The organism is Alloactinosynnema sp. L-07 (assembly GCF_900070365.1).
GTDB lineage: Bacteria > Actinomycetota > Actinomycetes > Mycobacteriales > Pseudonocardiaceae > Actinokineospora.
On the sequence record NZ_LN850107.1, the window covers coordinates 1,390,928 to 1,417,270 of the forward strand.

Sequence of the window (26,343 nt, forward strand, 5' to 3'; positions counted from 1 at the left end):
GGAGGCCCAGTGCGGCGCTTGGCGGTGATCGGGAGCGGCGTGTCCGGGCTGACCGCCGCGTACCTGCTGCGGCAGCGGTTCGACGTGACCCTGTTCGAGTCAGACGACCGGCTCGGCGGACACGCCCACACCCACGACCTGCCGACCTCCGACGGCACCCTCGCCAGGGTCGACAGCGGGTTCATCGTGCACAACGAGCGGACCTACCCGAACCTGCTGCGGCTGTTCGGAGAACTCGGCGTGGCCACCCGCGACTCCGAGATGTCGATGAGCGTGCGCTGCGACGGGTGCGGATTGGAGTACGCGGGGGCGCGTGGGGCGCGGGGTCTGTTCGCACAGCGGGAGAGTCTGACCCGGCCGCGGTTCCTGCGGATGCTCGGCGAGGTGAAGCGCTTCCACCGGCACGCCCGACGCGTGCTGCGCGACGATCCCGGCGAGATCACCCTGCGCGCGTTCATCGTGGTCGGCGGGTACTCGCGCTTCTTCGTCGACCACTTCCTGGTGCCGCTGGTGTCGGCGGTCTGGTCGGCGGGCGCCGAGCCGAGCATGCGCTACCCGGCGCGGTACCTGTTCGAGTTCCTCCAGCACCACGGCATGCTCTCGGTGACCGGCTCGCCCACGTGGAAGACCGTGGTCGGCGGCTCGCGCACCTACGTCGAGCGCGCCGCCAAGGGATTGTCCGCGGTGCAGGTGTCCACGCCGGTCCGCGCGCTGATCCGGCACGCCGACCATGTCGAACTGCGCGACGACGCCGACGAGGCGCACCGCTTCGACCGCGTTGTCGTGGCCACGCACCCCGACCAGGCGCTTCGGCTGCTGGCCCAGCCGACGCCGACCGAGCGGTCGGTGCTCGGCGCGTTCGAGTACTCGGTCAACGAGACCCTCCTGCACACCGACACCTCGATCCTGCCGCGCGCTCGCGACGCGCGGGCGTCGTGGAACTACCTCAAGTCCGCCTGCGACTCGGCCGACGGGCCGGTGCGGGTCAGCTACCACATGAACCGGCTCATGGGACTGTCCGAACCGGACGACTACGTGGTCACGCTCAACGCACGCGACCGGGTCGCCGAGAACGCGGTCCTGCGCACGATGGTCTACGAGCACCCGATCTACACCCCCGAGACGCTGGTCGCCCAGCGCGGGCTGCCCGCGCTCAACGACGGCGTGCTCGCCTACGCAGGCGCCTACCATGGTTGGGGGTTCCACGAGGACGGCTGCGCGTCGGGCGTGCGCGCGGCGGAGTCGTTCGGCGCGGGCTGGGCGACGTGACCGCCGCGATCTACGACGCCACCGTCAGCCACATCCGGACCGAGCGGCTGCACCGGTCGTTCCGGCACCCGGTCTACCTGTGGCTGATCGACCTCGACGACCCGCCGCGCCTGCCGTGGTGGCTGCGCCCGTTCGCTCGGTTCGACGCGCGGGATCACCTCGGTGACCCGTCTGCGTCCATCAAGGACAACCTGGTCGGCTGGCTGGCACTCCAGGGCGTCACCGTGACCGGCCGAATCCTGATGCTCGCCAACGCGCGTGTGCTGGGCCACGTGTTCAACCCGATCACCGTCTACTGGGTGCACGACGCCGAGGACGAAGTCGAGTGTGTCGTGGCCGAAGTCCACAACACCTACGGCGAGCGTCACTGCTATCTGCTGCACACCGACCAGGCCGGTCGAGCGCGGGCGGACAAACAGTTCTATGTGTCCCCGTTCCTGGAGATGGGCGGGGAGTACCGGATGCGGCTGCCGCGTCCCGGTGCGACGCTTTCCCTGACGGTGACCTTGCGGCAGCACGGCACGACACCGTTCACCGCGACGCTCACCGGGGACCGCAGGCAGGCCACGCCCACGGAGGTGATCCGCATGGTCACGCGCAGGCCGCTGCTGCCCCAGCGGGTCACCGCCCTCATCCGTCGCCACGGCATCGCCCTGTGGCTGCGCCGGGTCCCCGTCGTGCGCCGCCCCCGCCACCTCCCCCAAGAAGGAGTTCGATGACCGACACCTCTCTGCGGACGGACGGCGCCTGGGGCGGGCTGTTCACCCCGCCGCACAGCCCGGCCAGGGCCCGGATCGCGCGCGCGTTGTTCGCCAACGCCGTGCGGGGGCTGCCGATCCGTGTCGTGTTCCCCGGCGGCCACCGCATCGGCGCGGGCGGGCCGCGGTCGCCGGTGATGCGCGTGCACCGGCCGTCGGCGTTCTTCCACCGGCTCGGAGTGGACGCCAAGGTCGGGTTCGGCGAGTCGTACATGGCAGGCGACTGGACCTCGACGCATCTCGTCGAGCTGCTGACCGAGTTCGCCGCCCGGCTGAGCACGCTGATCCCGCCGCGGCTGCAGGCGCTGCGCCGCTGGGTCGACCGCCGCCACCCGGCCGACGAGCAGAACACCGTCGACGGCGCGCGGGCGAACATCCACCGTCACTACGACCTGTCCAACGACCTGTTCGCCACGTTCCTGGACCAGTCGATGACCTACTCGTCGGCGTGGTTCGAGACAGGCAGCGGCGACCTCCACAAAGGACAGATCCGCAAGATCGACGGCGTGCTCGACTACGCCGACGTGCGCCCGGACTCGCACGTGCTGGAGATCGGCACCGGCTGGGGCGCGCTGGCGATCCGCGCCGCCGAGCGCGGCGCGCGGGTCACGTCCCTCACGATCTCGGCGGAGCAGAAGGCGCTGGCCGAGCGCCGGGTCGCCGAAGCCGGGCTCACCGACCGGGTCCAGGTGCTGATGCGCGACTACCGCGAGGCCCATGGCACCTACGACGCCGTGGTCAGCGTGGAGATGATAGAGGCGGTGGGGGAGCGGTACTGGCCGACGTACTTCGCCACCGTCGACCGGCTGCTCAAGCCCGGCGGCCGGTTCGGGTTGCAGGCCATCACCATGCCGCACGACCGGATGCTTGCCTCCAGGGACTCCTACACCTGGATCCACAAGTACATCTTCCCCGGCGGCCTGCTGCCCTCCCCGGAGTCGATGGAGCAGACCCTGGCCCGGCACACCGGGATGCGGGTGCACGCCTTCCGCGACTTCGGCCTCGACTACGCCGAGACCCTGCGCCAGTGGCGGGTGCGGTTCCTCGACCGCTGGCACGAGGTGGCTGACCTGGGCTTCGACGAGACCTTCCGGCGGATGTGGGAGTTCTACCTGGCCTACTCGGAGGCCGGTTTCCGGTCCGGGTACCTCAATGTGCGGCAGCTCTCGATCGGCGGCTGAGGCAACCCCGGTGGGCGGCCCGCGTCCATAAGTGTGGGAGTGGGACACTCCATGCATTCGGCTGCACTCCGCCGGTGAAGGGGACTGGACTTCGTGACGCGTCGGGCTGGTGGACATTCGTGAGCTACGGACATGGGCAGGGACCGCAGGGTCGACCGCCGAAGTACGTGCCGCCCACCAGGGCCATGCCACAGCCCTACCAGCCCGAGCAGCACCAGCCACCGCCCCCGCCCGTCGACCCGTACCGGCCCCCCGCCGGACGCGATCGCAGGCAGCAGCCGCCGCGCGGACCGGTGCCGCCCCAGCAGCAGGGATTCGGCGGTCCGCCGCCCCCGCGCCGCAAGCGTCGGGGGCGCAAGATCGCGCTGACCGCGCTGGTGGTCATCGTCGCGCTCGTCGCCGGTCTGTGGATCTACCTGGAGACCTCGCTGACCCGGGTCGACGCGCTTACCGACTATGAGGGCAGGCCCGCGGCCGCCTCGGGCACCAACTGGCTGATCGTGGGCTCCGACAGCCGCGAAGGGCTCACCGCCGAGGACGAGGAGCGCCTGTCCACCGGTGACGCCAAGGGCCAGCGCACCGACACGATCATGCTGCTGCACCTGCCGGACAACGATGTCCGGCCGACCCTGGTCTCGCTGCTGCGTGACTCCCTTGTGGACATTCCGGGCAAGGGCAAGAACAAGCTGAACGCCGCCTACGCCTTCGGCGGTCCCAAGCTGCTGGCCAAGACCGTCGAGTTGAACACCGGCCTGCGGCTGGACCACTACATGGAGATCGGCTTCGGCGGGTTCGCCGACGTGGTCGACGCGGTCGGCGGTGTCGAGATGTGTCTGGACGCGCCGATCGACGACCCGCTGGCGGGCATCAACCTGCCCGCGGGCTGCCAGGAACTCGACGGCAAGAACGCGCTCGGTTACGTCCGGACCCGCAAGGGGCCGCGGGCCGACCTCGACCGCGTCATCCGCCAGCGCGCGTTCATCGGCGCCCTGACGAAGAAAGCCACCTCGGCTGGGACCCTGGCCAACCCGTTCAAGCTGTTCCCGCTGCTGGGCAGCGCACCGGATGCGATCACGGTCAACAGCGACACGCACCTGCACAACCTGCCCCCGGTGGCGTTCGCGATGGGCGGGGCAGGCGACGGCAACCTCATCACGACCACCATCCCGATGGGCGGCAGCCAGAACGTCAAGGGTGTCGGCTCGGCGATCCTCTGGGACAAGGTCAAGGCGCCGAAGCTGTTCGCGGCGCTCAAGAACGACACCGAAGTCCCCGACGAGGTCATCGTCGGCCCCGGCGGCTGATTGGTAATCGCTAACCCACTTCGGACCTGTTCCTGTCACACAGCGCGCCCCTACACTCGCTCGCTGCTGTCGATCAAAGGAGAGGTTCGTGCTCACAAGGCTGTCTCGAGCTTTGGTCACCACCGCGCTGATCGCGGGATCCTTGGTGACCTCAGCGGCTGTGGCCACCGCCGAGGACCACCCGCCGAAGGTCACCAAGGGTCCCTGTCAGTACACGCAGACCCTGGAGGACCCGGCGGCGCGCAAGGTGCCGCTGCCACCGGACCCCAAGCGGACCCCGAGTCGGGGCACGGTCGAGCTGACCGTGCCGACCACCCAAGGAAGAATCGGTCTCACCCTGGACCGAGCAAAGGCGCCGTGCACGGTCCAGAGCTTCCTGCACCTGGCCCGGCACCGCTTCTACGACGTGACCACCTGCCACCGGCTCACCGCGTACCCGACGCTCAAGGTCCTGCAGTGCGGCGACCCGAGCGGGACCGGTGAGAAGGGGCCGGGCTACAAGTACAAGGACGAACTGCCGGTCGACCTGCCGCCGTGGCCCGGCGACACGACGGGCACCCGCAAGGTCTACGGCCGGGGGCTGCTGGCCATGGCCAACGCCGGACCGAACACCAACGGAAGCCAGTTCTTCCTCGTCTACGGGGATTCGCGGTTGCGGCCGAACTACACCGTGTTCGGGTCGGTCGACGCCGGGGGACTGGCGACGCTGGACAAGGTCGCCGCGGGCGGGATCGAGCCGACCGCCGAGGATCCGGCGCCGGTCGACGGCACGCCCAAGCTGACCACGACGATCCGCAAGATCCGCAAGGCCTGGTGAGGTGGTGGCGGCCCTTACGCGCGGGCGCGGAGGGCCGCCAACGCCTTGTCTGCGTGCACTGACATGCGCAGTTCGCTCTTGATGATCTCCAGGATCTTGAAGTCGGTGTCGATCACGAACGTCATGCGCCTGGTCAGCAGCGGACCGAACCGCCTGCGAACGCCGAGCTGACTGGCCACCGCGCCGTCGGGGTCCGACAGCAGCGGGAAGTCGAACGAGTTGATCGACGAGAACTGGGCCTGCTTGTCGACCCCGTCCGGGCTGATCCCGATCCGCTGCGCGCCGACCTCGGCGAACTCGGTGGCCAGGTCGCGGAAGTGACAGCTCTCGGCGGTGCAGCCAGGGGTCATCGCGTGCGGGTAGAAGAACAGCACCACGGGGCCGTTATCCAGGAATTCACGCAGCGACCGCAGCGTTCCGGTCTCGTCGGCGAGTTTGAAGTCGGGGGCGAGGTCACCGGGCTGCATCGGCGGCTATCTCCTTGGCGGTAGCGGGAAGAATCCACTGGTTCGGGCGACGTACTCGGCGTAGCCGGGGCGGGAACTGGACAGGTGCTTCTCGGTCATCGGCTTGCCGGTGCCCTTGGCCAGCAGGAACGTCATCAGGATCGGCGCGGGCAGGGTCGCCACGCCTGCCCACGAGTGGCAGGCGATCAAGTACAGGCCCCACCATACGCAGGCGTCGCCGAAGTAGTTGGGATGACGAGTGAAACGCCACAGTCCGGTGTCGAGCACCTTGCCAGTGGACGCCGGGTCGGCCCTGAAGCGGCTGAGCTGCCAGTCGCCCACCGTCTCGAACCCGAAGCCGATCAGCCACACCGCGACCCCGGCGTAGGCGAGCGGGCCGAACGAGTCGTCGCCGTACTGGCCGATCTGGATGGGGGCCGAGACGAACCACAGGATCGCGGCCTGGGTCAGGAACACGACGCGGAACATGTGGGCCTGGGGGCTGCCCTTGGCCTTGGCCTCGATCGCCGCATAGCGTCGGTCGTCCGGTTTGCCGTGGTTGCGCACGTGCAGGTGGACCGCGAGCCGCACACCCCAGATCACGGTCAGCGCCGTGAGGACCACGCGGTAGGCGAACGGGCCGTCGGCCATGCCGAACGTCACCAGCGCGACGACCGCGAAGCCGAGCCCCCACACCGTGTCGATCGTGTCGTACTTGCGGCGCCGGACGCTGAGGGCGAAAGCGATCACCATCACCAGCAGGGTCACACCGAGGGTGACGACCAGGTTCAGGATCATGAGGCGGCTCGCTCCAAGGTGTCGCCGCGGGTGGCCGGAAATCCGCTGACCCCGGTCGGCGTGGGCCGCACGGCCAGGATCTGGTGCACACCCATCCGGTTCTCCCGGAACGCCAGCGCCCCGCCCGCGAGATAGAGCCGCCACACCCGCACCTGCTGCTCGCCGACCAGGCCGACCAACTCGTCCCACTGGGCTTCGAGCGTGTCAGCCCAGGCTTGGACCGTCCAGATGTAGTGCTCTCGCAGGGCCTCCACGTCGCGGACCTCCAGGCCGGCGTGTTCGAGCAGATCGACTGTTTGGCCGACCGGCCGCATGTTCATGTCAGGCGCCACATAGGACTCGATGAACGCCCCGCCGCCCTGCGCCGTCGCGCCGCGCGACATCTGTTGGAGCAGCAGCCTGCCCCGCGGCTTGAGCATGCGGAACAACGTCGCCGCGTAGGCGGGGTAGTTCTCGGCGCCGACGTGCTCGCCCATCTCCAGGGTGCCGATGGCGTCGAAGGGCTCGTCGGCGAGGTCGCGGTAGTCCTGGAGGCGGACCTCGACCTGGTCGGCCAGCCCGTACTCGTCGAGCCTGGCCAGGATGAACGCCCGCTGCTCAGCCGAGAGCGTGATGCCGACGACCCGGGCGCCGTAGTGCCGGGCCGCGTGGATGGCCAGCGAACCCCAGCCGCAGCCGACGTCGAGAAGGCGGTCGCCTTGGCGTAGCCCGAGCTTGGCGCACACGAGGTCGAGCTTGGCGTACTGCGCCTGTTCGACTGTCTGGTCGGGGGACTCGAAGTACGCGCACGAGTACGCCATCTGGGGGTCGAGAACGCGCTGGTAGAAGGCGTTGGAGAGGTCGTAGTGGTGGGCGATGGCGGCCCGGTCGCGCGCTTTGGTGTGCCGGTCGCCAGCCAGCCGGGCCTCGACGGCGGGAGCGGGCGGGCGGGGGCCGAAAACGCCGAGCCGCAGCCCGGTGGCGACGACCTCGGCCTTGTCTCGCAGCGAGAGTCTGGTGATCCGGCGGTCTCGGGCCAGCGCCCAGAACAGCGAGAGCGCCTCCGCGAGATCGCCATCGACGTCCAGGTCACCGCTGACATACGCGCGGGCCAGCCCCAGTTCGTCGGGGTTCCACAGCAGCCTGCGCAGCGCCCGCCGCGACCGCACGACGGCCACCGGCGCCCCGGGCGGACCGGCCTCGCTATCGTCCCAGGCACGGAGTCGGACAGGCAGCGGCACGCCGAGGACTCGCTCGGCGGTCCGCGCCAGCGTGGAGGCGATGGCCACGGTTCTCCCGTCGTTCGTAGGACCGGCTGTCGCACGGGGCAGCCACAGGGGCATTCGGTGCCATTCGGACTGAGGATTGGTGTGGACGGGCTTCGACTGCGACTGGCCAAACTGACCACGGAAGTCTTTTCTCCGGCGGCTGTCGTGCTGGTACTGCCGCTCGCGGTGGCATGGAAGGCGACCGGCCGCCACCTCGGCGAGACCGTGCTGTGGGGCGTTGTGGTCGCCCTGTTCTCCAGCGTCCTGCCGATGCTCTTCATCATCCGGGGCGCCCGCCAGGGCCGTTGGGACGGCCACCACGTCCGCGACCGCGAGCACCGATTCGTGCCACTGGCGGTCGGCCTCGCCTCCACCGCCGTCGGCCTGGCGATCCTCCTGATCGGCGGCGCTCCCCGCGACGTCGTCGGCCTGATCGTCGCGATGGTCACCACTTTGGCGGCCTGCATCGCGGTGACGACGTGGTGGAAGGTGTCGCTGCACGCGGCGGTGGCGGCGGGCGCGGTCGTGATGATCGCCCTGCTGTACGGCCCGTGGGCGCTGCTGTTGCTGATGCCCGTGGCCCTCGTGTGCTGGTCCCGCGTAGTGCTCGGCGATCACACGGTGGCCCAGGTCGTCGTCGGCGCCGCGATGGGCCCACTCGTAGGCGGCGCGGTACTGCTGCTGATCCGCTGACGACCCTGGTCTGACGGAAGGCATCGACCGCGACACCGCGCACGCCGAACTCCGCGCCCAGTTCGGGCAGCATCGACGTCGTTACCGAGCCCGCGAACGGGCCGAGGAAGCCGCCGACGTAAAGCGCGGCGGCGCGAACCCTTGTCGTCACACCCCGGTGGGACCCGGCCCCGACGTCCCGCGCCCAGATCCTCCGGGCCTGCGGCGGCGCAGATACCGTTCGAACTCGGCGGCGATGGCGTCGCCGCTGGTCTCGTTCAGGGTGTTTTCGGCGTCTCCGCGTTCTTCCAAAGCGCGGACATAGTTGCGGACGTCCTCGTCCTCCTCGGCCATCTCGCTCACCGTGCGCTGCCATTCCTCGGCCTGCTCGGGCAGCGTCCCCAGCGGCACCTCGACGTCGAGGACCTCCTCGACGCGGTGCAGCAGGGCCAGGGTGGCCTTCGGCGAGGGCGGCTGGGAGACGTAGTGCGGCACCGCGGCCCAGATCGAGATCGCCGGGACCCCCGCCTGCACGCACGCGTCCTGGAGCACTCCGACGATGCCGGTGGGCCCCTCGTAGCGCGAACGCTCAAGGCCGAACTGTGCGGCCGAGTTCGCGTCGTACGCGGTCCCGGTGACCGGCACCGGGCGGCTGTGCGGGGTGTCGGCGAGCAGCGCGCCCAGCGTCACCACGGTCTGAATCCCCAGGTCATCGATGTGCTGGAGCAGTTCGGCGCAGAACTTGCGCCAGCGCATGTTCGGCTCGATGCCATGGACGAGCACCACGTCGCGGTTGGATCCCGGCGGCCTGCACACGTACAGCCTAGTGGTGGGCCATTCCACCCTTCGGGTGACACCGTCCACCATGCGGACAGTCGGCCTGGTCACCTGGAAGTCGTAGTAGTCGTCGGGATCGATCTCCAGCAGCGGTGTCGCGTCCCAGGTGAGCTGCAAGTGCTCGATCGCTGTGCTCGCGGCGTCTCCCGCGTCGTTCCAGCCCTCGAACGCCGCCACCATCACGGGGTCGACGAGATCTTGCGGCTCGACTTTGGGCTCGGAGTCGGCAGCCATCTTCGGGTCCGGATCGGTCACTGCGCAAGACTACGACCCTGTCGGTCTGGACGGAGATCGTAGGCTTGGCGACATGCCGGACAGCATCCAGTCGCCGTTCATCGCCGCCCTCAACGACCGTGTGCTCGTCGCCGATGGCGCGATGGGGACCATGCTGCAGGGAGTGGATCTCACACTCGACGACTTCGCCGGTCTAGAGGGCTGCAACGAGATCTTGAACGTCACCCGTCCTGACGTCGTTCGGCAGGTCCACCGCGATTATCTGGCGGCGGGCACCGACGCGATCGAGACGAACACCTTCGGCTCGAACCTGGCGAACCTGGCCGAGTACGACATCCCCGAGCGGATCTTCGAGCTGTCCGAGGCGGGTGCCCGGCTCGCCCGCGAGGTGGCCGACGAGTTCAGCACCGCCGACCGACCCCGGTTCGTCCTCGGCTCGGTCGGTCCCGGCACCAAGCTGCCCACCCTGGGCCACGCGCCGTTCGCCACACTGCGTGACGCCTATCAGGAGCAGGTCAAGGGCATGCTCGTGGGCGGCATCGACGCCGTGATCGTCGAGACCTCGCAGGACCTGCTCCAGACCAAGGCCTCGATCATCGGCGCCAAGCGCGCGATGGCCGCCGAGGGCAGGCGCGTCCCGATCATCACCCAGGTCACCGTCGAGACCACCGGCACCATGCTGCTGGGCTCGGAGATCGGCGCCGCGCTCACCGCGCTGGAGCCGCTGGGCATCGACCTGATCGGCCTGAACTGCGCCACCGGCCCGGCCGAGATGAGCGAGCACCTGCGCACGCTGTCGAAGCACTCGCGCATCCCGCTGTCGGTCATGCCGAACGCGGGCCTGCCAGAACTCGGCCCCAACGGCGCGGTCTACCCGCTCTCACCGGAGGAACTCGCGATCGCGCTGTCCGCGTTCGTCACCGACTTCGGCACCCGGCTCATCGGCGGCTGTTGCGGCACCACCGCCGAACACCTGCGCCAGGTCGTCGAGGCCATCCGCGACCTCAAGCCCAACCCGCGCAAGCCGCGCCCCGAACCGGGCGTGTCCTCGCTCTACCAAGCCGTTCCGTTCCAGCAGGACGCGTCGGTGCTGGTGATCGGCGAGCGGACCAACGCCAACGGGTCCAAGGCGTTCCGCGAGGCCATGCTCAACGCCAAGTTCGACGACTGCATCGAGATCGCCCGCGCGCAGACCCGCGACGGCGCGCACATGCTCGACCTGTGCGTCGACTACGTTGGCCGCGACGGCGCGGTTGATATGTCCGAATTGGCCGGTCGGCTCGCGACCGCGTCGACGCTGCCGATCATGCTCGACTCCACCGAGCCCGAGGTCATCCGGGCGGGCCTGGAGCGCCTGGGCGGCCGCTGCGCGGTCAACTCGGTCAACTTCGAGGACGGCGACGGCCCCACCTCGCGCTACCACCGGATGATGGAGCTGGTGCAGGAGCACGGCGCGGCCGTCGTGGTCATGTGCATCGACGAGGAGGGCCAGGCGCGCACCGCCCACGACAAGGTCCGCATCGCCGCGCGCACCATCGACGCGCTGGTCGGCGACTGGGGCATGCGGGTCGGCGACATCATCGTCGACTGTCTGACCTTCCCGATCACCACCGGCCAGGAGGAAGTCCGCAAGGACGCCATCGAGACCATCGAGGCGATCCGCGAGCTCAAGCGCCGCTACCCCGAGGTGAAGACCACCCTCGGCGTGTCGAACGTGTCCTTCGGCCTCAACGCCGCCGCGCGCCAGGTGCTCAACAGCGTGTTCCTGCACGAGTGCGTGCAGGCCGGGCTGGACACCGCGATCGTGCATGCCTCGAAGATCGTCCCCATGGCGCGCATCCCCGACGACCGCCGCGCCGTCGCGCTCGACCTGGTCTACGACCGCCGCCGCGAGGGTTACGACCCTCTCCAGAAGCTCATGGAGCTGTTCGAGGGCGCCACGGTGGCCTCCTCCAAGGCCTCCCGCGCCCAGGAGATGGCGGCGCTGCCGCTGTTCGAGCGGCTGGAGCGGCGCATCGTCGACGGCGAGAAGAAGGGCTTGGCCGCCGACCTCGACGACGCGCTGCTGGAGCGGCCCGCGCTGCAGATCATCAACGACACGCTGCTGTCGGGTATGAAGACCGTCGGCGAGCTGTTCGGCTCCGGCCAGATGCAGCTGCCGTTCGTGCTCCAGTCCGCGGAGGTGATGAAGGCAGCGGTCGCCCACCTCGAGCCGCACATGGAGAAGTCCGACGACGGCGGCAAGGGCCGCATCGTGCTCGCCACGGTCAAGGGCGACGTGCACGACATCGGCAAGAACCTGGTCGACATCATCCTGTCGAACAACGGCTATGAGGTGGTGAACCTGGGCATCAAGCAGCCCATCACCACCATCCTCGACGCCGCCGAGGAACACCGGGCCGACGTGATCGGCATGTCCGGCCTGCTCGTCAAGTCCACGGTGATCATGAAGGAGAACCTGGAGGAGATGAACTCGCGCGAGGTCGCCGCCCGGTGGCCCGTACTGCTCGGCGGCGCCGCGCTGACCCGTGCCTACGTCGAGAACGACCTCACCGAGATGTACCTCGGCGACGTCCGCTACGCCCGCGACGCGTTCGAGGGCCTGCGCCTGATGGACGCGATCATGGCGGCCAAGCGCGGCGAGTCCCCGCTGGTCGACGCGGAGATGCAGGCCAAGGCCGCCGAGCGCAAGGCCCGCCGCGAGCGCTCGCTGCGCATCGCGGAGGCGCGCAAGGCCAAGGAAGAGGCCAACGAGGTCGAGCAGCCCGCGCGGTCCGATGTGGCCACCGACGTCCCGATCCCGACGCCGCCCTTCTGGGGTAACCGCATCGTCAAGGGCGTCCCGGTCGCCGACTACGCCAGGATGCTCGACGAGCGCGCGACGTTCATGGGCCAGTGGGGCCTCAAGGGCGTGCGCGGCGGCGCCGGGCCGACGTTCGAGGAACTCGTCGAGACCGAGGGCCGTCCCCGCCTGCGGTACTGGATGGACCGGCTGGCCATCGAGAACGTGCTGGCGCACGCCGCGGTGGTCTATGGCTACTTCCCGTGCGTGGCCGAGGGCGACGACCTGGTGATCCTCACCGAACCGACCCCCGACGCACCGGAGCGGCTGCGGTTCACCTTCCCGCGCCAGCGCAAGGAACGCAGGCTCTGCCTGGCCGATTTCTTCCGCCCGCGCGAGTCCGGCGAGGTTGACGTGGTCGGCTTCAGCCTGGTCACCATGGGCCAACCCATCGCGGACACCGCCAACGACCTGTTCTCGGCCAACTCCTACCGGGACTACCTGGAGGTGCACGGCCTGGGCGTGCAGCTCACCGAGGCGCTCGCCGAGTACTGGCACCGCCGCATCCGGGAGGAGCTGATCTTCGCGGGCGGCGGCGCCGTCGCCGACGAGGACCCGGCCGAGATCACCGACTACTTCTCGCTCGGCTACCGCGGCGCCCGCTTCTCCTTGGGCTACGGCGCCTGCCCGGACCTGGAGGACCGCGCCAAGATCGTCGACCTGCTCGACCCCGAGCGCATCGGCGTCAAGCTGTCCGAGGAGTTCCAGCTGCACCCGGAGCAGTCGACCGACGCGATCGTGCTGCACCACCCGGAAGCCAAGTACTTCAACACGTGACAGGGGAGTTCGTGAACAACCTGCCTGCCGCGGTCCTCTGGGACCTCGACGGCACTTTGCTCGACTCGGAAAAGCTTTGGGACATCCCGCTGTACGAGTTGGCCGAACAGCTCGGCGGCACCCTCGCGCCGGAGATCAGGCACGCGATGGTCGGCACCAACGTGCCGACCACCATGAGCCTGCTCTTCGGCGCGGTGGGCATCGAGCCGACCGAGGCCCAGGTGGCCGACGCGATCGCCTACATCGATGGCCGGATGGTTGAGCTGTTCGCCACGAAGGCGGTGTTCCGGCCGGGCGCCGAGGACGCGCTGCGGGCGGTCCGCGCGACCGGCGTGCCGACGGCCCTGGTCACCTCCACCGGGCGGGCGCTGGCCGAGATCGCGCTGGACACCGTCGGCCGGGAGTTCTTCGACGTGACGGTGTGCGGGGACGAGGTCGATGGGCTCAACAAGCCGCTGCCCGAGCCCTATCTCAAGGCCGCGCGGCTGCTCGGTGTCGACCCAGCCCGGTGTGTGGCCATCGAGGACTCGCCGACCGGGGTCGCGGCGGGTGTCGCCGCCGGGTGCGTGGTCCTGGTGGTCCCGTGTGACGTGCCGGTGGCCGAGGGGGAGCGGCGGGTGTTCCGCGAGTCCCTGGTGGGTGTCGGGGCGGACGTGCTCAGGGACATGTTTCTTAGTTTCCGCCGTTGACCAAGGTCTCGATCAAGTACGTCAACGCGATCGGGTCGTCGACGGTCTCGGTGGCGACCGTCGGCGCGGCGCGGCGTAGTTCCGTCCAGCCGATGTAGGCCGAGTAGGCCACCACGGCTTGGACGCGGGCACGATCGTGGGCCAGGCCCGCGTCGGTGTAGGCGGTGGTGAGGAAGTCCAGCCTCCGTGCGGTCACCCGGTGCAGCGCGGGTGCGACCAGCGGGTCGTCGGCGTGGGCGACGAGCGCGGGTTCGAGGCCGTCGGTCGGGTCCTCGGTCAAGGCGATGTGGAACAGCGTGCGCAGGCGTTCCCGTGGATCCGCCAGGTGGCCCACCCGCTCGATGACCGACGCGGTGCCCTCCTGCTCCCACCACTCCAGCGCGCTGAGCAGCAGGTCGTCGCGGGACTTGAAGTGCCAGTAGAAACTGCCGCGGGTGACGTCGAGGCGTTTGGCGAGCGGGTCGACGGCGACCGCGCTCACCCCGCCCTCGGCCAGGGCGGCGAGCGCCGCGGTGATCCAGTCGGTGCGGGTGAGTCTGGGCTTCGGCACGGCCATACAGTACTGTACGGAACGAGTCCATACAGTGGTGTATGGATGGTGGAGGGGAGTGGTCATGCTGGTTCTCGGGTGGTCGGCCGCGGTGGTGTTGGTGCTGGTCGGCGTGCTGCACGTGGTGTGGATGTTCTCGCCTTGGCCGCTGCGCACGCCCGAGGAGTTCGCGCGCAAGATCGTCGGGGTGGAGGCCGACAAGCTGCCGAGCAAGCCGCTGACCGCGCTGGTCGTGGTCGCGTTGCTGGCCGCGGCCTACCTGGTCGCGGCGAAGGCGGGGATCGTGGCCGCGATCGGGCCGGACTGGGGTGTGCCGGTCGGCGCGGCGGGTGCCGGGATCGTGCTGCTGCTGCGCGGGCTCGGCGGGTTCGTCCAGTCGTCGCGGCGCGACACCGAGTTCGCCCGGCTCGACCTGCGCGTGTACGCGCCGCTGTGTGTCGTGCTCGGCGGGGCGTGTCTGGCGGTCGCGATCGGGTGACCTGGGTCCCCTTGTCGACACCGGTCGGGTCCGGGATGGAAGGATCGTCGCTCGTGAAGACGTTCGACGAGCTGTTCGCCGAACTCAGCGAGCGGGCACGGACCCGGCCGGAAGGCTCGGGAACGGTCACTGCGCTGGACGACGGTGTGCACGCGCAAGGCAAGAAGGTGCTCGAAGAGGCGGGTGAAGTCTGGATCGCCGCCGAGTACCAGACCGACGACGAGTTGGCCCAGGAGGTCTCCCAGCTCCTGTACCGCGTGCAGGTCCTGATGCTCGGCCGGGGACTGGCGCTGGAGGACGTCTACCGACATCTCTGATCGGTAGGCCGCGATCCCGCAGACCACCATCCCCAGGGAGTCACCAGATGTTGCGCGTCGCAGTACCGAACAAGGGGGCGCTGGCTGTAGCCGCGTCCGAGATGCTCACCGAGGCCGGCTACCGGCAGCGGCACGAGGCCCGCGACCTGACCGTCATCGACCCCGCCAACGAGGTCGAGTTCTTCTTCCTGCGCCCCAAGGACATCGCCATCTATGTCGGGTCGGGTGAGCTCGACCTCGGCATCACCGGCCGAGACCTCGCCCTCGACTCGCGCGCCCCGGTCACCGAGCGGCTCGCGCTCGGCTTCGGTGGCTCGACCTTCCGCTACGCCGCGCCCGCGGGTCGGGACTGGAAGGTCGGCGACCTTGACGGCAAGCGGCTGGCTACGTCCTATCCGAACCTCGTCGCTGACGACCTTGCGCGGCGCGGCGTCACGGCTGACGTGATCCGCCTCGATGGCGCGGTGGAGATCTCGATCCAGCTCGGGGTGGCGGACGCTGTTGCCGATGTCGTGGGTTCCGGGCGGACCCTGCGCCAGCACAATCTGGTCGCGTTCGGCGATCCGATCTGTGCTTCTGAGGCTGTGCTGGTTGAGCGGTCGTCCGCGGCGGTGTCGCCTGCGCGTGACCAGCTCACCGCGCGGTTGCAGGGTGTTGTGTTCGCTCAGCAGTACATGATGTTGGACTACGACTGCCCGCGGTCGTTGCTGGAACCGGCGATCGAGATTACGCCTGGGTTGGAGTCGCCGACGGTGGCGCCACTGGCTAGTGCTGATTGGGTGGCTGTGCGGGCTATGGTGCCGCGTAAGGAAGTCAACGCGATCATGGATCGGCTTGCGGCTCTGGGTGCGAAAGCCGTGCTTGCCTCTGATATCAGGGCTTGCAGGCTCTAGGGCTTGGTTGGTGGGTGCCTGTTCGGGTGGTTCGCCTTGATTTGGGGCCCCTCGAATGGGCCTGTGCGGGTCAAAAGGCGAGCTCAAGGAACCTCACCCGCACCGCGAGTTTAGGCCCATTCACCCCAAATCAAGGCGAACCACCCAAACAGGCCGTTTCGTTTGGCCCCTTGCGTTCTGTGGGCCTGCCTGCACTGTCCGTCTGCTGTTCTGTCTAGCGTGGTCTGACCAGCAACGCTTGAGCCCCGCGCGCTGTGGGGCCTTGGCGGTCGTGGAGGACGGTGAACGCGGTGCCTATGCCGTGTTCACCGATCTCTGTGTGGGCGTCCATGCCCAGCCACTCGCCGTCGGGGTAGCGTCTGATGTGGACAGTGAGTTCGGTGTTGATGAAGAACCATTTTCGTGGATCCAGCAACGCTGAGACGCCGTTGCCGGAGTCGGCCAGGATCATCAGCCGCTGTAGGGCGGTTGGGTCTTCGCCTTCCACCAACGGGTATTTCTGCCGCGCCCATACCGTTGCCGGGCCGGGGATGTCGAAGGCGCCGGTGAGGGTGCGCCAGTCCATCGCGTCGACGGCGCCTGCGCCCCAGCCGTCTGGGCGGGTCATCACACGGCCCGTCTCTGGCGCGGGCAGTGGGGGGCCGTCGTCGGTTCGGACGTTGATCGAGTCTGAGGTGATCAGTCGCCAGGCTCTGGCTCTGACGACCTCGCGACCTTCGGCGATCAGGGTGGCGGCGAGCAGTTCGACCGACTTGCCGGGGCGCTCGATCTCGGCGCGCACCTCGACCTCGGCTACCGGCACCGGACCGAGGATCTCCACTGTCACCCGCGCGATCATGGACGGAAGTGCGGCGGGCAGCGCTTCCATCGCCCTGGCCAGGAGCGCGGTCGGTGGGCCGAGGTGTTGGTTGTCGGCCGACCACGGGCCCGTGGTGTGCGGGGTCGACTCGAAGCGGCTTTCGCTCAGCTTGCGGTAGAACGACATCAATCCGCGCGCTCCAGGATTGTCTCGTCGCCGGAGTCGGGCTCGGGCCAGCCGGGGTAGTCCGGTGGGGTGTTGCCGAAGGCGGGGCAGATGGCCTGGTGGGAGCACCAGTCGCACAATCTGCTCTTGTTCGGGCGAAAATCTCCAGTCGGGGCGGCGCGCAGGATGGCCGTCCAGATCGCGTCGAGGGTGCGTTCGAACCGTTTCAGTTCGGCCTCGTCGGGGGCGTAGGCCAGGGACTGCTTGTCGGCCAGGTACATCAGGCGCAACTGGCGGGGGACAACGCCGCGCAGGCGCCACAGGGCCAGCGCGTAGAACTTCATCTGGAACAGGGCCTTCGCCTCGCCGATCTCCCGGGGGGCGACGCCGGTCTTGTAGTCGACCACGCGGATCTCGCCGGTCGGGGCGACGTCGAGCCGGTCGATGTAGCCGCGCAGCAGCACCCCGGAGTCCAGTTCGGTCTCCACCAGCAGCTCGCACGCCTCCGGTTCGAGCCTGCGGGGGTCCTCCAGTTCGAAGTACCCGTCGATCATCCGGCCCGCCGAGGCCAGCCAGCTCGCCCGCTGTTCGTCCACATCGGACTCTTCGTCGAAGATCGCGGTCAGCTCTGGTTGCTCCTCGGCCAGTTTCGCCCACGTCGGGGCGACCAGCGCGTGGGCGCGGTCGGGCACCCGCTCGGCGGCGGGCAGCGCGTAGAGCTGTTCCAGGACAGCGTGCACGACCGTGCCGCGCACCTGCGCCTTGGACGGGGTCTCCGGCAGCCGGTCGATCGCGCGGAACCGGTAGAGCAGCGGACATTGCTTGAAGTCACCCGCACGCGATGGCGACAGCGCGGGGCGACGCGGGGCCGCCGACTCCGCCGGGGCCGCCGCCGGGTCCGTTCCAGGTCCGGAGAACATGCCCAGACCATAGCCGTGACCACCGACAGTTTTCGGCGACGCCGCCGAGCGTGTTCGGCCGCTGCGGCTATGGTGGCGCAATGGCCGGCGCCGGACTCCTGTTGTTCCGCTATCGGGGCGTGCCGGTCGTGCTGGCGCCGTCGTGGTGGCTCGGCGCCGCCGCTGTCGTCGTGTTCTACACGCCATTGGTCCGCAGCCTGCTGCCGGACGCGACCACAGTGACCTCGATCCTGCTGGCCACCGCGTTCGCGGTGCTGCTCGGGGCGTCGGTGCTCGCCCACGAACTCGGCCACTGCGTGGTCGCGCTGCGGCTAGGGCTGCCGGTGCGCAGGCTTCGGCTGTTTCTGCTGGGCGGCCTGTCCGAGATCACCCGCACGCCGCGCCGCCCGGCGCACGAGGGCCTGGTCGCCGCGGCCGGGCCCGCGGTGTCGGTGCTGCTGGCCGCCGCGTTCGGGCTGGCGGCGCTGGTGATGCCTGCCGACACCCCGGTATGGCTGCTGGTGCTTGAGTGCGCCTTCGCCAATACCGCCGTCGCGGTGTTCAACCTGCTTCCCGGGCTGCCCCTCGACGGCGGCCGGATGCTCCGCGCGGGGGTGTGGGCGCTCACCGGCAAACGCGGCACGGGCACCAAGGCGGCTGTGGCGGGCGGCTGGGCCGTGGCCGCGCTGCTCGTCGCGTGGGCGCTGTGGGGACTGGCCACCGAAGCCCCGGATCGCTGGCTGCGCCTCGGGGTGTGCCTGCTCACCGCGTGGTTCGTCGCCGCGGGAGCGGGTGGCGAACGGACCGCCGAGCGGCTGAGCACCTGGCCCGCAGGCTTGCGGCTGTCCGACGTGTGCAGGCCCATCCTGCAACTGCCCGCGGAGAGCCGGGTGGCCGACGCGCTGGCCGCCGCGGCCGGGCGCGGGGTGGTCCTGGTGCGGGCCGACGGCGTGGCCGCGGGGCTGCTAGACGAGATCGCGGCCGCCGAACTGGCCCAGCGTTCCCCCGGCGCTCCCGCCGAGCAGGCCGCCGAGCCGATCCGGCCGGAGTCCGTGCTGCTCGCCGCGGAGTCCGGCGAGGACATCATCGACCGGGTCCACCACACCCCGGCCTGGCAGTTCCTCGTGGTCGACGACGACGGCAGGCCGTGCGGGGTGCTGCACCGCGACGACCTGCGCGCGGCTCTGGAATCGGCCACCTAGGGGTTGACTCACCGGCCCCCGCCCGCCTCTGCGACCATCTCACCCGGTCAACCAGGCAGGAAGCGAGGCGTCGGTGTCGGCACGCAAGGTCAGCGGTCCCTTCGAGGCGGGGGACCGGGTGCAGCTCACCGATCCCAAGGGCAGGCACTACACCCTGATTCTCCAGCCGGGGGAGAAGTACCACACCCATCGCGGCGCGCTCGCCCACGACGACGTCATCGGCGCTCCTGAGGGCTCGCTGGTGACCTCCGCGGCCGGGACCTCGTATCTCGCGCTGCGTCCGCTGCTGTCGGACTACGTATTGTCCATGCCGCGCGGCGCGCAGGTGATCTATCCCAAGGACGCCGCCCAGATCGTCATGCAGGGCGACATCTTCCCCGGCGCGCGGGTGCTGGAAGCGGGGGCGGGCTCCGGCGCGCTGACCTGCTCGCTGCTGCGCGCGGTCGGCCCCACCGGCAGCGTCACGTCCTACGAGATCCGCGACGACCACGCCGAGCACGCCGAACGCAACGTCGTGCAGTTCTACGGCGAGCACCCGGCGAACTGGACGCTCACCGTCGCCGACCTGGCCACGCACACCGGCGAGGTCGACCGGGTAATCCTGGACATGCTCGCGCCGTGGGACCAGCTGTCCACGGTCGCGGCGAACCTCATCCCCGGCGGCGTGCTTGTCGTCTATGTCGCGACCACCACCCAGCTCTCCCGGGTGACAGAGGCGCTGCGCGAGCAGACCTGCTGGACCGAGCCGCAGTCCTGGGAGACCCTGATCCGGCCGTGGCACGCCGTCGGCCTTGCGGTGCGGCCAGAGCACCGGATGATCGGGCACACCGCGTTCCTGCTGACCAGCCGCAGGCTCGCCGACGGCGTGGTCACCCCCAAGCCGCAGCGCCGCCCGAGCAAGGGCTGAACATGCCGGTGGCCAGGGCTCTCGCCCTGGCCACCCGGTAACCGCGCGCGTTCGCTCAGAGCGAGACGCACCAGCCCTTGGACTTCTTCTCGAACACGATGGGGAAGTCGATCGGGTCGCTATTGGCCACCACGACCTCGGTGTCGACCTTGCCGCCCGCCGAACCGTAGATCTCCGGCTCGCCGACGACCTTCACCTTGCCGCCGTTGGGCGCCACGCTGGTGTACATGATGCCGGGGTCGGTCCCGTCGCAGGTCAGGCTCTTGGCCGTGGCCTCGTCCTTGTTGTTGACCGCCTCGGCGTACTTCAGGCCGGCTGCCTTGATGTCGTCGCCACCGCCGCCCCCGCCACCGCCGCCACTGGTGGCCTTGGTGGTCGTGGTGGTCTCCTTCTCGGAGGTGGTGGTCTCCTCCTCCGAGGTGGTCTTGGTCGTGGTCTTCGGCTTCGTCGTGGTGCTCGTCGCGCCGCCCCCGCCGCCCGCGGTGTTGTTCTTGTCGTCACCCTTGGTCAGGAAGTACACGCCGACGCCCGCGCCGCCGAGCACAAGGATCGCGATGGCGACGATGGCGACGATCTTGCCGGTGTTGCTCTTCGGCGGGGGCACCATGCCCGCCTGCTGGTAGCCCTGCTGGCCGTAGGGGTCCTGCGGCTGGCCGTACGGGTCCTGTCCGTACCCGCCGTACTGCTGGGGCTGCTGGCCGTAGCCCGGCTGCTGCCCGTAGGGCTGCTGGGGCGGCTGCTGCTGGCCGTACGGGTCCTGCGGCTGCTGGCCGTAGGGGTCCTGCCCGTACGGACCGGGGGGCTGCTGCGGTGGGTAGGTCATCTCGCGGACCCGACTCCTTGGTTGTGCGGAAGGTGTGGCTTATCGATCGTCTGGGGTGAACTTAGTGTGAGCCCGCGGGCCGCATGCGTGGATCAGGCGGTTTCCTCACCGCAGAACCGCCACACGCCGGACTCCTTGACGATCTTGATCCGGATGTGCGCGGGCTGGGGTGTGCCGCCCTCCGGGGTCAGCTCGAGGTCGATCTCCGCGGTCGCGGTGCTGCCCTTCACCACGGGATCGCCCTTGGCCTTGCCGGTCACCGTGTACTTGCTCAGCTTGCTCTCGAGCTCTGAGGTGTCGGTGCCGTACTTCTTCTTGTACGCCTCGCACGCCTCGGCGGTGACCGAGGAGAAGTCCTTCTTCGTGTACGCCTTGATGTAGGCGTCGACGATCTTCTGCGGGTCGCCGCTGCCCGCGGAGGGCTTCTCGGAGGTCTTCGTCGGGCCGTCGTTGTCGGAGCTCTCCGAGGTCGGTGGCTTCTTCGACTCCGAGGTGCCTGATGGCGCCGCGGTCGTGCCCTTGTCGTCGCCCTTGGTGAGGAAGTAGACGCCGACCCCGGCGCCGACCAGCACGATCAGGGCGATGGCCACGATGGCGATGATCTTGCCGGTGTTGTTCGGCTTGGGCGGCAGCGGCGGCTGGCCGCCACCGGGGTAGCCGCCGAAGCCCTGGTAGGCGGGCTGGCCTGCGAACGGGTCGGGCTGCTGGCCGTACGGTCCCGGCGGCGGCTGCTGGCCATACGGCCCTGGCTGCTGCGGTGGGTAGGTCATGCGCGCCCCTGACTCCTAGTATCTGCACCCGCGCGGGTCGGCGGTCTTGCGTCGTCCTCTAGACGGCTGACTGGGCCGTCGCGTTCCACGCCAAACTATCCCGACCGCATCGGCCTCGTGGTATGGGCATGGTATTGGCCCCAGGTCGGCCCCTTGCCCCTGGTGGGACTCCTCGCAGCCGCGATTAGGTGACGAAATGAGAACACTCGCGGCGGGCGCGCAGCGTGATCGAAACCCCTCGCGACCCGTGAGGTGTCCACATGGTGGCCAAAAGGGGTTGCCAATGTGGAGCGCGGTTGGCGTAATACACCGACGCAACGTAGTGGTGTGTCCTGTCGTGGCATGACCGACTTGGCCGATCAAGTGCAGCCGAGTGGGTATTGCCGGGGCGTGACACGCGGGTTCCGACATCCGGAAGCTCTGTTGTTGTCGGTGATCGCCGGTACCGTAGAAGTACGAGTTCGGGAGGAGGTGCCGACATGCAGCACGATCGTCCCGGCAGTCGGCCAGAAGAAGCCGACGATGAGCACGGTGACACGCCCGGCCAGCCAGACGAGCGCGAGTCGCGCTCGGAGGCCGCGCAGATCCGATTCCTCGAAGAGGAAGTCTCCCTGCTGCGCCGGAAACTGACGGAATCGCCGCGGCACTCGCGGCTGCTCGAACAGCGGTTGGCCGAAGCGTCGGAGCGAGTGAGTCAGCTCACCGAGCGCAACGCCAAGCTGGTCGACACATTGCGCGAGGCACGCGGGCAGCTGCTCGCGCTGCGTGAGGAGGTCGATCGCCTCGCGCAGCCGCCAAGCGGTTACGGGGTGTTCCTGACCGGCCACGACGACGGCACCGTCGACGTGTTCACCGCGGGTCGGCGGATGCGCGTCTCGGTGTCGCCAGCGGTCGAGGCGGACACTCTTCGCCGGGGCCAGTCGGTCCGGCTCAACGAGGCGCTGACCGTGGTCGAGGGGGGAGGCTACGAGCGCATCGGCGAGGTGTCGACGCTGCGTGAGCTGCTGACCTCCGATGACGAGGAGAAAGCGAGCCGCGCGCTCGTCGTCGGGCACGCCGACGAGGAGCGAGTGGTCTGGCTGGCCGACCCGCTGTGCGATTCGCCGCTCAAGCCCGGCGACTCGCTGCTGGTCGACACCAAGTCCGGCTACGCCTACGAGCGGGTGCCCAAGGCCGAAGTGGAAGATCTGGTCTTGGAGGAGGTGCCCGATGTGGACTACACCGACATCGGTGGCCTGTTCCGGCAGATCGAGCAGATCCGCGACGCCGTCGAGTTGCCGTTCCTGCACGCCGACCTGTTCGCCGAGTACGAGCTGCGCCCGCCAAAGGGCGTGCTGCTCTACGGCCCGCCTGGCTGCGGCAAGACGCTCATCGCCAAGGCGGTGGCGAACTCGCTGGCCAAGCAGGTCGCGGCCGCCAGGGCCGCCAGCGACCCCGATGCCAAGGGCAAGCCGTCCGAGGCGAAGTCCTACTTCCTGAACATCAAGGGCCCTGAGCTGCTCAACAAGTTCGTCGGCGAGACCGAGCGGCACATCCGGCTGATCTTCCAGCGGGCGCGCGAGAAGGCGTCCGAGGGCACCCCGGTGATCGTGTTCTTCGACGAGATGGACTCGATCTTCCGGACCCGAGGCAGCGGCGTGTCCTCCGATGTGGAGACCACGATCGTCCCGCAGCTGCTGAGCGAGATCGACGGTGTGGAGGGCCTGGAGAACGTCATCGTCATCGGCGCGTCCAACCGCGAGGACATGATCGACCCGGCGATCCTGCGACCAGGCAGGCTCGACGTGAAGATCAAGATCGAGCGGCCGGACGCGGAGGCGGCGAAGGACATCTTCTCCAAGTACCTCACCAGCACACTCCCGATCCACGACGAGGACATGGCCGAGTTCGGCGGCGACCGCCGCGCGTGCATCGACGCCATGATCCAGCACACGGTCGAGCGTATGTACGAGGAGACCGAAGAGAACCGGTTCCTCGAAGTCACCTACGCCAACGGCGACAAGGAAGTTCTCTACTTCCGCGACTTCAACTCCGGCGCGATGATCCAGAACATCGTCGACCGGGCCAAGAAGGCGGCGATCAAGTCGGTGCTGGAGACCCAGCAGCGCGGCCTGCGGGTGCAACACCTGCTCGACGCGATCGTCGACGAGTTCGCCGAGAACGAGGACCTGCCCAACACGACCAACCCGGACGACTGGGCACGGATCTCGGGCAAGAAGGGCGAACGCATCGTCTACATCCGAACCCTGGTGACCGGAAAGAACCAGGACTCGGGCCGGGCGATCGACACCGCGACGAACACCGGCCAGTACCTGTAAGGACAGTCAAGACGAGACCCCGCACGAGTCCGTGCGGGGTCTCGTCTTGTAGATTTCGCGCGAAAGATCGAGACGAAGGGGACGTCGTGCGCCGAGTGCGGTTCCTGGTGACCGCGGCGGTGCTGCCGGTCCTGTTCACCGCGGCCTGCTCAGACCGCCCCAACGACCTGTACACGTATTACGACGACCCCACGTCGACCGTGCCGAGCACCGCGCGCCCCTCCTCGCCCCCTTCCTCCGCGCCGCTTCCCTCTTCGGCAGCACGACAGCCGCCGTCCACGACGGCGAAGCCGGTCGACCTCGCCCCGGTCGCGTTGTCGGCGGCCGACTTGGCGGCCGAGGAGGTCACCGCGGACGGCCCCGCCGAGTCGCGATTCCCGATCCGGCTCACCGACTGCTCGGCGCCGCTGAAGCCTGCCGACAACGGCACGACCGCGCGCTGGAAGTACGCCACGGGCTCGGTCCTGACCCAGAGCGTCGCCGCTTACCCCACCCCGGCCGCGCCTGTCGTCGCCACCCTGCGGGACCACCTGGTGTGCGGCGTCTTCCTGGTTGACGGCCAGCGCTACTCGATGGAGGGCGGGGCCGACGTCACACTGGCGGGCACGGACGCCCAGATCAGCTGGTGTGCCACCGGGGCGAAGCGGTCCACGTGCTCGATCACGTTGGCGAAGGGTCGCCACTTGACCGTCGTGACCGTGGAAGCCGCCGGAACCCCACGGGCACGGTCCGCCATCACCCGCCTGGCCCCACTCGCCGCCGCGAAGCTGGCGAACGTTCAGGACTGACGGCGGAACCACTCCTCGATCGCGATCCGCCCGTCCGGCACGAACGGCCACGCCGGGTCGGACAGCTTGGCCCGCAGCTCGGCCACCGTCATCCAGCCTCCCCAGGCGATCTCCTCGTCTTGGAGCACGACATCGCCGTCCCACCACGCCTCGTAGGCGAACAGATGGATGCGGGTGTGCACCAGGTCGACGCTGAGGGTGAACAGCGGACTCAACGGCACTCCCAGAATGCCGAGTTCCTCCGCCAGCTCCCGCCGCGCGCACTCCAGCGGAGTCTCGCCGGCGGCGACCACTCCGCCCGCCCAGCAGTCGTGCATGCCGGGGAAGACGTCCTTGTCGTCGGTGCGCCGGTGCACGTGGACCCGGTCGCCGGAGCGGACGAGGATGGCCCCGCAGGCATGCCAGAGGCCCTCCGCGCGCATCCTGACCCTGGTCGCGGCACCGGTCACCACGCCGTCGGCCGAGTAGATCGCCACCAGTTCGTCGTTCGCCACACCACCGATGTTGGCACGACTCACACGCCCCACTCCCTGTTGATCATCGCGGTCGCACCGAGCCCACGATGGTGTCCGCGACGGCCGGGTCGTCGGTGATCACCAGGACGACGACGTCGGCGATCGCTCGCTGCCGGACCGTCGCCCCCGGTGGGAACTCGGCCGGGTCGCTCGGCACGGTCTCGCTTGGGTGGCCGACCCGTACCCCATAGCGGTAGCTGGGAGTGCACTTCATCGCGGTCCGCGCATCGGAAGGCAGGTCCACCGCGGGCCCGAGGGATCGATTCCCGTTCGTGCACCACTGGTCCACGGTGCCGTACGGCCAGGAGTCCGGAACGGTGAACTCGATGCCGCGCCACGATTCGACCCGCCATCCCGCGGGCGGGGATGGCTCGGCCGCGGTGCTTGAGCCACCGGAAGGGGCAGGCTTGCCCTGCGGCGTTCACCACCAGCGGCGTGCCCACGGCTACCGCGGCCGCGACCGCAACGAGGCCGACTCGCGCGGCCCGCCTGCGCCCTGACCTCCGGATCGCTCCCGCCGCCAACCCGTCGGTCGTGGGGGCCTGCTCCGCGTGGTCGCGCAGGGCAGTGGCCAGCCGGTCCTCGAACTCACTCATCGCGTTCACCCATCACAGTCCGCAGCGACGCCAGCCCCCGGGCGATGACCGCGTCGGCGGCCACGGGCGCGTGGCCCGGTGGAGCGACATTCCCGGCGGGGGCCTCGCGGCGGCGGACCTTGCGCCACCACGACACGTGGGCGTTGACGACCATCCGCCTGACATAGGCGTCGGGATCGTCCGCCGACATGATTCGCGACCAGCGCGGCAACGCCCGCGACAGCGCGTCCTGCACGATGTCCTGGGCGTCCGCCTCGTTCGCGGTGAGCACGTACGCGAACCGAAGCAGGCCCGCACCCCTGGCCGTCACGTAGGTCTCGAAGTCGACCCGGGTCGGATCACTCAGCGCGCTCACCATGACCTACAGACGACGCACGGCCGGTTTCTGTTGCAAAGTCGAGTCCGCGCGCCGTGCAGCGGCTCACCGTCCAACGGTCGGTCTCGCCCCGTAG

Annotated in this window: 28 protein-coding genes; 16 read left to right on the forward strand and 12 right to left on the reverse strand. The window is 69.4% G+C overall.

The annotated features are described in order from the left end of the window. Positions 1–9: 9 nt before the first annotated feature. From BN1701_RS06655 to BN1701_RS06675, 5 genes are all read left to right on the forward strand, one after another. Positions 10–1,269 carry an NAD(P)/FAD-dependent oxidoreductase gene (locus tag BN1701_RS06655; RefSeq protein WP_054046484.1) on the forward strand — a complete coding sequence of 420 codons (1,260 nt, stop codon included), beginning with the start codon at positions 10–12 and terminating at the stop codon, positions 1,267–1,269. Further along, complete coding sequence (locus tag BN1701_RS06660; protein WP_054046487.1) at positions 1,266–1,988, forward strand: DUF1365 domain-containing protein; 723 nt, start codon at positions 1,266–1,268, stop codon at positions 1,986–1,988. The genes BN1701_RS06655 and BN1701_RS06660 overlap by 4 nt, the downstream gene beginning before the upstream one ends. Then, positions 1,985–3,208, forward strand: a complete 1,224-nt coding sequence (locus BN1701_RS06665) for a cyclopropane-fatty-acyl-phospholipid synthase family protein (RefSeq protein WP_054046489.1) — start codon at positions 1,985–1,987, stop codon at positions 3,206–3,208. Before BN1701_RS06660 ends, BN1701_RS06665 begins: the two co-directional genes overlap by 4 nt. A gap of 119 nt (positions 3,209–3,327) precedes the next feature. Then, the gene (locus BN1701_RS06670; RefSeq protein ID WP_231949515.1) at positions 3,328–4,512 is read left to right on the forward strand and encodes an LCP family protein; all 1,185 of its coding nucleotides are present in this window, start codon (positions 3,328–3,330) and stop codon (positions 4,510–4,512) included. A gap of 112 nt (positions 4,513–4,624) precedes the next feature. Beyond that, on the forward strand, positions 4,625–5,329 hold the full coding sequence (locus BN1701_RS06675) for a peptidylprolyl isomerase (RefSeq protein WP_369800667.1): 705 nt from the start codon (positions 4,625–4,627) through the stop codon (positions 5,327–5,329). Between the two features lie 14 nt (positions 5,330–5,343). On the opposite strand, the gene BN1701_RS06680 is transcribed toward BN1701_RS06675, so the two are convergent. From BN1701_RS06680 to BN1701_RS06690, 3 genes are read right to left on the reverse strand one after another with little or no spacing between them, the layout of a single operon-like run. Then, positions 5,344–5,796 (reverse strand): peroxiredoxin, encoded by a 453-nt coding sequence (locus tag BN1701_RS06680; RefSeq protein ID WP_054046491.1) that lies wholly within the window; start codon positions 5,794–5,796, stop codon positions 5,344–5,346. A gap of 6 nt (positions 5,797–5,802) precedes the next feature. Next, positions 5,803–6,573: a DUF1295 domain-containing protein gene (locus tag BN1701_RS06685; protein WP_054046493.1), complete on the reverse strand. Its 771-nt coding sequence runs from the start codon at positions 6,571–6,573 to the stop codon at positions 5,803–5,805. After that, positions 6,570–7,841, reverse strand: a complete 1,272-nt coding sequence (locus BN1701_RS06690) for a cyclopropane-fatty-acyl-phospholipid synthase family protein (RefSeq protein ID WP_231949516.1) — start codon at positions 7,839–7,841, stop codon at positions 6,570–6,572. The genes BN1701_RS06685 and BN1701_RS06690 overlap by 4 nt, the downstream gene beginning before the upstream one ends. Before the next feature lie 81 nt (positions 7,842–7,922). Between BN1701_RS06690 and BN1701_RS06695 the strand changes: the two genes are divergently transcribed. Next, the gene (locus BN1701_RS06695) at positions 7,923–8,513 is read left to right on the forward strand and encodes a hypothetical protein (RefSeq protein WP_231949517.1); all 591 of its coding nucleotides are present in this window, start codon (positions 7,923–7,925) and stop codon (positions 8,511–8,513) included. Between the two features lie 147 nt (positions 8,514–8,660). Here BN1701_RS06695 and BN1701_RS06700 read toward each other — a convergent pair whose 3' ends face one another. Further along, on the reverse strand, positions 8,661–9,563 hold the full coding sequence (locus BN1701_RS06700) for a PAC2 family protein (protein WP_157368401.1): 903 nt from the start codon (positions 9,561–9,563) through the stop codon (positions 8,661–8,663). Between the two features lie 73 nt (positions 9,564–9,636). Between BN1701_RS06700 and metH the strand changes: the two genes are divergently transcribed. Both metH and BN1701_RS06710 read left to right on the forward strand, forming a co-directional pair. Beyond that, positions 9,637–13,182, forward strand: a complete 3,546-nt coding sequence (gene metH / locus BN1701_RS06705) for a methionine synthase (protein ID WP_054046499.1) — start codon at positions 9,637–9,639, stop codon at positions 13,180–13,182. A gap of 11 nt (positions 13,183–13,193) precedes the next feature. Beyond that, a complete protein-coding gene (locus BN1701_RS06710; protein ID WP_054055678.1) occupies positions 13,194–13,871 on the forward strand; it encodes an HAD family phosphatase in 678 nt (225 codons plus the stop codon). Here the strand turns inward: BN1701_RS06710 and BN1701_RS06715 are convergent. After that, positions 13,855–14,421 (reverse strand): TetR/AcrR family transcriptional regulator, encoded by a 567-nt coding sequence (locus BN1701_RS06715; RefSeq protein WP_054055679.1) that lies wholly within the window; start codon positions 14,419–14,421, stop codon positions 13,855–13,857. The two genes, BN1701_RS06710 and BN1701_RS06715, sit on opposite strands and share 17 nt — an antisense overlap. A gap of 64 nt (positions 14,422–14,485) precedes the next feature. On the opposite strand from BN1701_RS06715, the gene BN1701_RS06720 reads away from it, so the two are divergent. The 3 genes from BN1701_RS06720 to hisG are packed head-to-tail and all read left to right on the forward strand — an operon-like array spanning position 14,486 to position 16,109. Then, complete coding sequence (locus BN1701_RS06720; RefSeq protein WP_067521084.1) at positions 14,486–14,899, forward strand: DUF3995 domain-containing protein; 414 nt, start codon at positions 14,486–14,488, stop codon at positions 14,897–14,899. Between the two features lie 53 nt (positions 14,900–14,952). After that, the gene (locus tag BN1701_RS06725) at positions 14,953–15,216 is read left to right on the forward strand and encodes a phosphoribosyl-ATP diphosphatase (protein WP_054055680.1); all 264 of its coding nucleotides are present in this window, start codon (positions 14,953–14,955) and stop codon (positions 15,214–15,216) included. 47 nt (positions 15,217–15,263) lie between these two features. Next, on the forward strand, positions 15,264–16,109 hold the full coding sequence (hisG, locus tag BN1701_RS06730) for an ATP phosphoribosyltransferase (RefSeq protein WP_054046504.1): 846 nt from the start codon (positions 15,264–15,266) through the stop codon (positions 16,107–16,109). A 214-nt stretch (positions 16,110–16,323) separates the two neighbouring features. Here hisG and BN1701_RS06735 read toward each other — a convergent pair whose 3' ends face one another. Both BN1701_RS06735 and BN1701_RS06740 read right to left on the reverse strand, forming a co-directional pair. Then, positions 16,324–17,094, reverse strand: coding sequence for a thioesterase family protein (locus tag BN1701_RS06735; protein ID WP_054046506.1), 771 nt, complete (start codon positions 17,092–17,094; stop codon positions 16,324–16,326). Continuing rightward, positions 17,094–17,993 carry a RecB family exonuclease gene (locus tag BN1701_RS06740; protein WP_054046508.1) on the reverse strand — a complete coding sequence of 300 codons (900 nt, stop codon included), beginning with the start codon at positions 17,991–17,993 and terminating at the stop codon, positions 17,094–17,096. Before BN1701_RS06740 ends, BN1701_RS06735 begins: the two co-directional genes overlap by 1 nt. Before the next feature lie 80 nt (positions 17,994–18,073). On the opposite strand from BN1701_RS06740, the gene BN1701_RS06745 reads away from it, so the two are divergent. Further along, a complete protein-coding gene (locus tag BN1701_RS06745) occupies positions 18,074–19,174 on the forward strand; it encodes a site-2 protease family protein (protein WP_054046510.1) in 1,101 nt (366 codons plus the stop codon). Between the two features lie 73 nt (positions 19,175–19,247). Continuing rightward, positions 19,248–20,081, forward strand: coding sequence for a tRNA (adenine-N1)-methyltransferase (locus BN1701_RS06750; protein WP_054046513.1), 834 nt, complete (start codon positions 19,248–19,250; stop codon positions 20,079–20,081). A 55-nt stretch (positions 20,082–20,136) separates the two neighbouring features. On the opposite strand, the gene BN1701_RS37130 is transcribed toward BN1701_RS06750, so the two are convergent. Then, the gene (locus tag BN1701_RS37130) at positions 20,137–20,904 is read right to left on the reverse strand and encodes a hypothetical protein (protein WP_054046515.1); all 768 of its coding nucleotides are present in this window, start codon (positions 20,902–20,904) and stop codon (positions 20,137–20,139) included. Between the two features lie 92 nt (positions 20,905–20,996). Beyond that, complete coding sequence (locus BN1701_RS36770; protein ID WP_054046517.1) at positions 20,997–21,674, reverse strand: hypothetical protein; 678 nt, start codon at positions 21,672–21,674, stop codon at positions 20,997–20,999. A gap of 479 nt (positions 21,675–22,153) precedes the next feature. Between BN1701_RS36770 and arc the strand changes: the two genes are divergently transcribed. Together arc and BN1701_RS06770 are read left to right on the forward strand one after the other, a co-directional pair. Then, a complete protein-coding gene (gene arc, locus BN1701_RS06765; protein ID WP_054046519.1) occupies positions 22,154–23,992 on the forward strand; it encodes a proteasome ATPase in 1,839 nt (612 codons plus the stop codon). An 86-nt stretch (positions 23,993–24,078) separates the two neighbouring features. Continuing rightward, on the forward strand, positions 24,079–24,780 hold the full coding sequence (locus BN1701_RS06770) for a hypothetical protein (protein ID WP_157367796.1): 702 nt from the start codon (positions 24,079–24,081) through the stop codon (positions 24,778–24,780). On the opposite strand, the gene BN1701_RS06775 is transcribed toward BN1701_RS06770, so the two are convergent. Further along, the gene (locus tag BN1701_RS06775; RefSeq protein ID WP_054055681.1) at positions 24,771–25,274 is read right to left on the reverse strand and encodes an NUDIX hydrolase; all 504 of its coding nucleotides are present in this window, start codon (positions 25,272–25,274) and stop codon (positions 24,771–24,773) included. The two genes, BN1701_RS06770 and BN1701_RS06775, sit on opposite strands and share 10 nt — an antisense overlap. Positions 25,275–25,317: 43 nt before the next feature. Next, positions 25,318–25,509, reverse strand: coding sequence for a hypothetical protein (locus BN1701_RS06780; protein ID WP_054046523.1), 192 nt, complete (start codon positions 25,507–25,509; stop codon positions 25,318–25,320). A 58-nt stretch (positions 25,510–25,567) separates the two neighbouring features. On the opposite strand from BN1701_RS06780, the gene BN1701_RS35290 reads away from it, so the two are divergent. After that, positions 25,568–25,795 (forward strand): hypothetical protein, encoded by a 228-nt coding sequence (locus BN1701_RS35290; protein ID WP_157367797.1) that lies wholly within the window; start codon positions 25,568–25,570, stop codon positions 25,793–25,795. A gap of 88 nt (positions 25,796–25,883) precedes the next feature. Here BN1701_RS35290 and BN1701_RS06785 read toward each other — a convergent pair whose 3' ends face one another. Then, positions 25,884–26,249, reverse strand: a complete 366-nt coding sequence (locus BN1701_RS06785; protein WP_054046525.1) for a sigma factor — start codon at positions 26,247–26,249, stop codon at positions 25,884–25,886. Between the last annotated feature and the right edge of the window lie 94 nt (positions 26,250–26,343).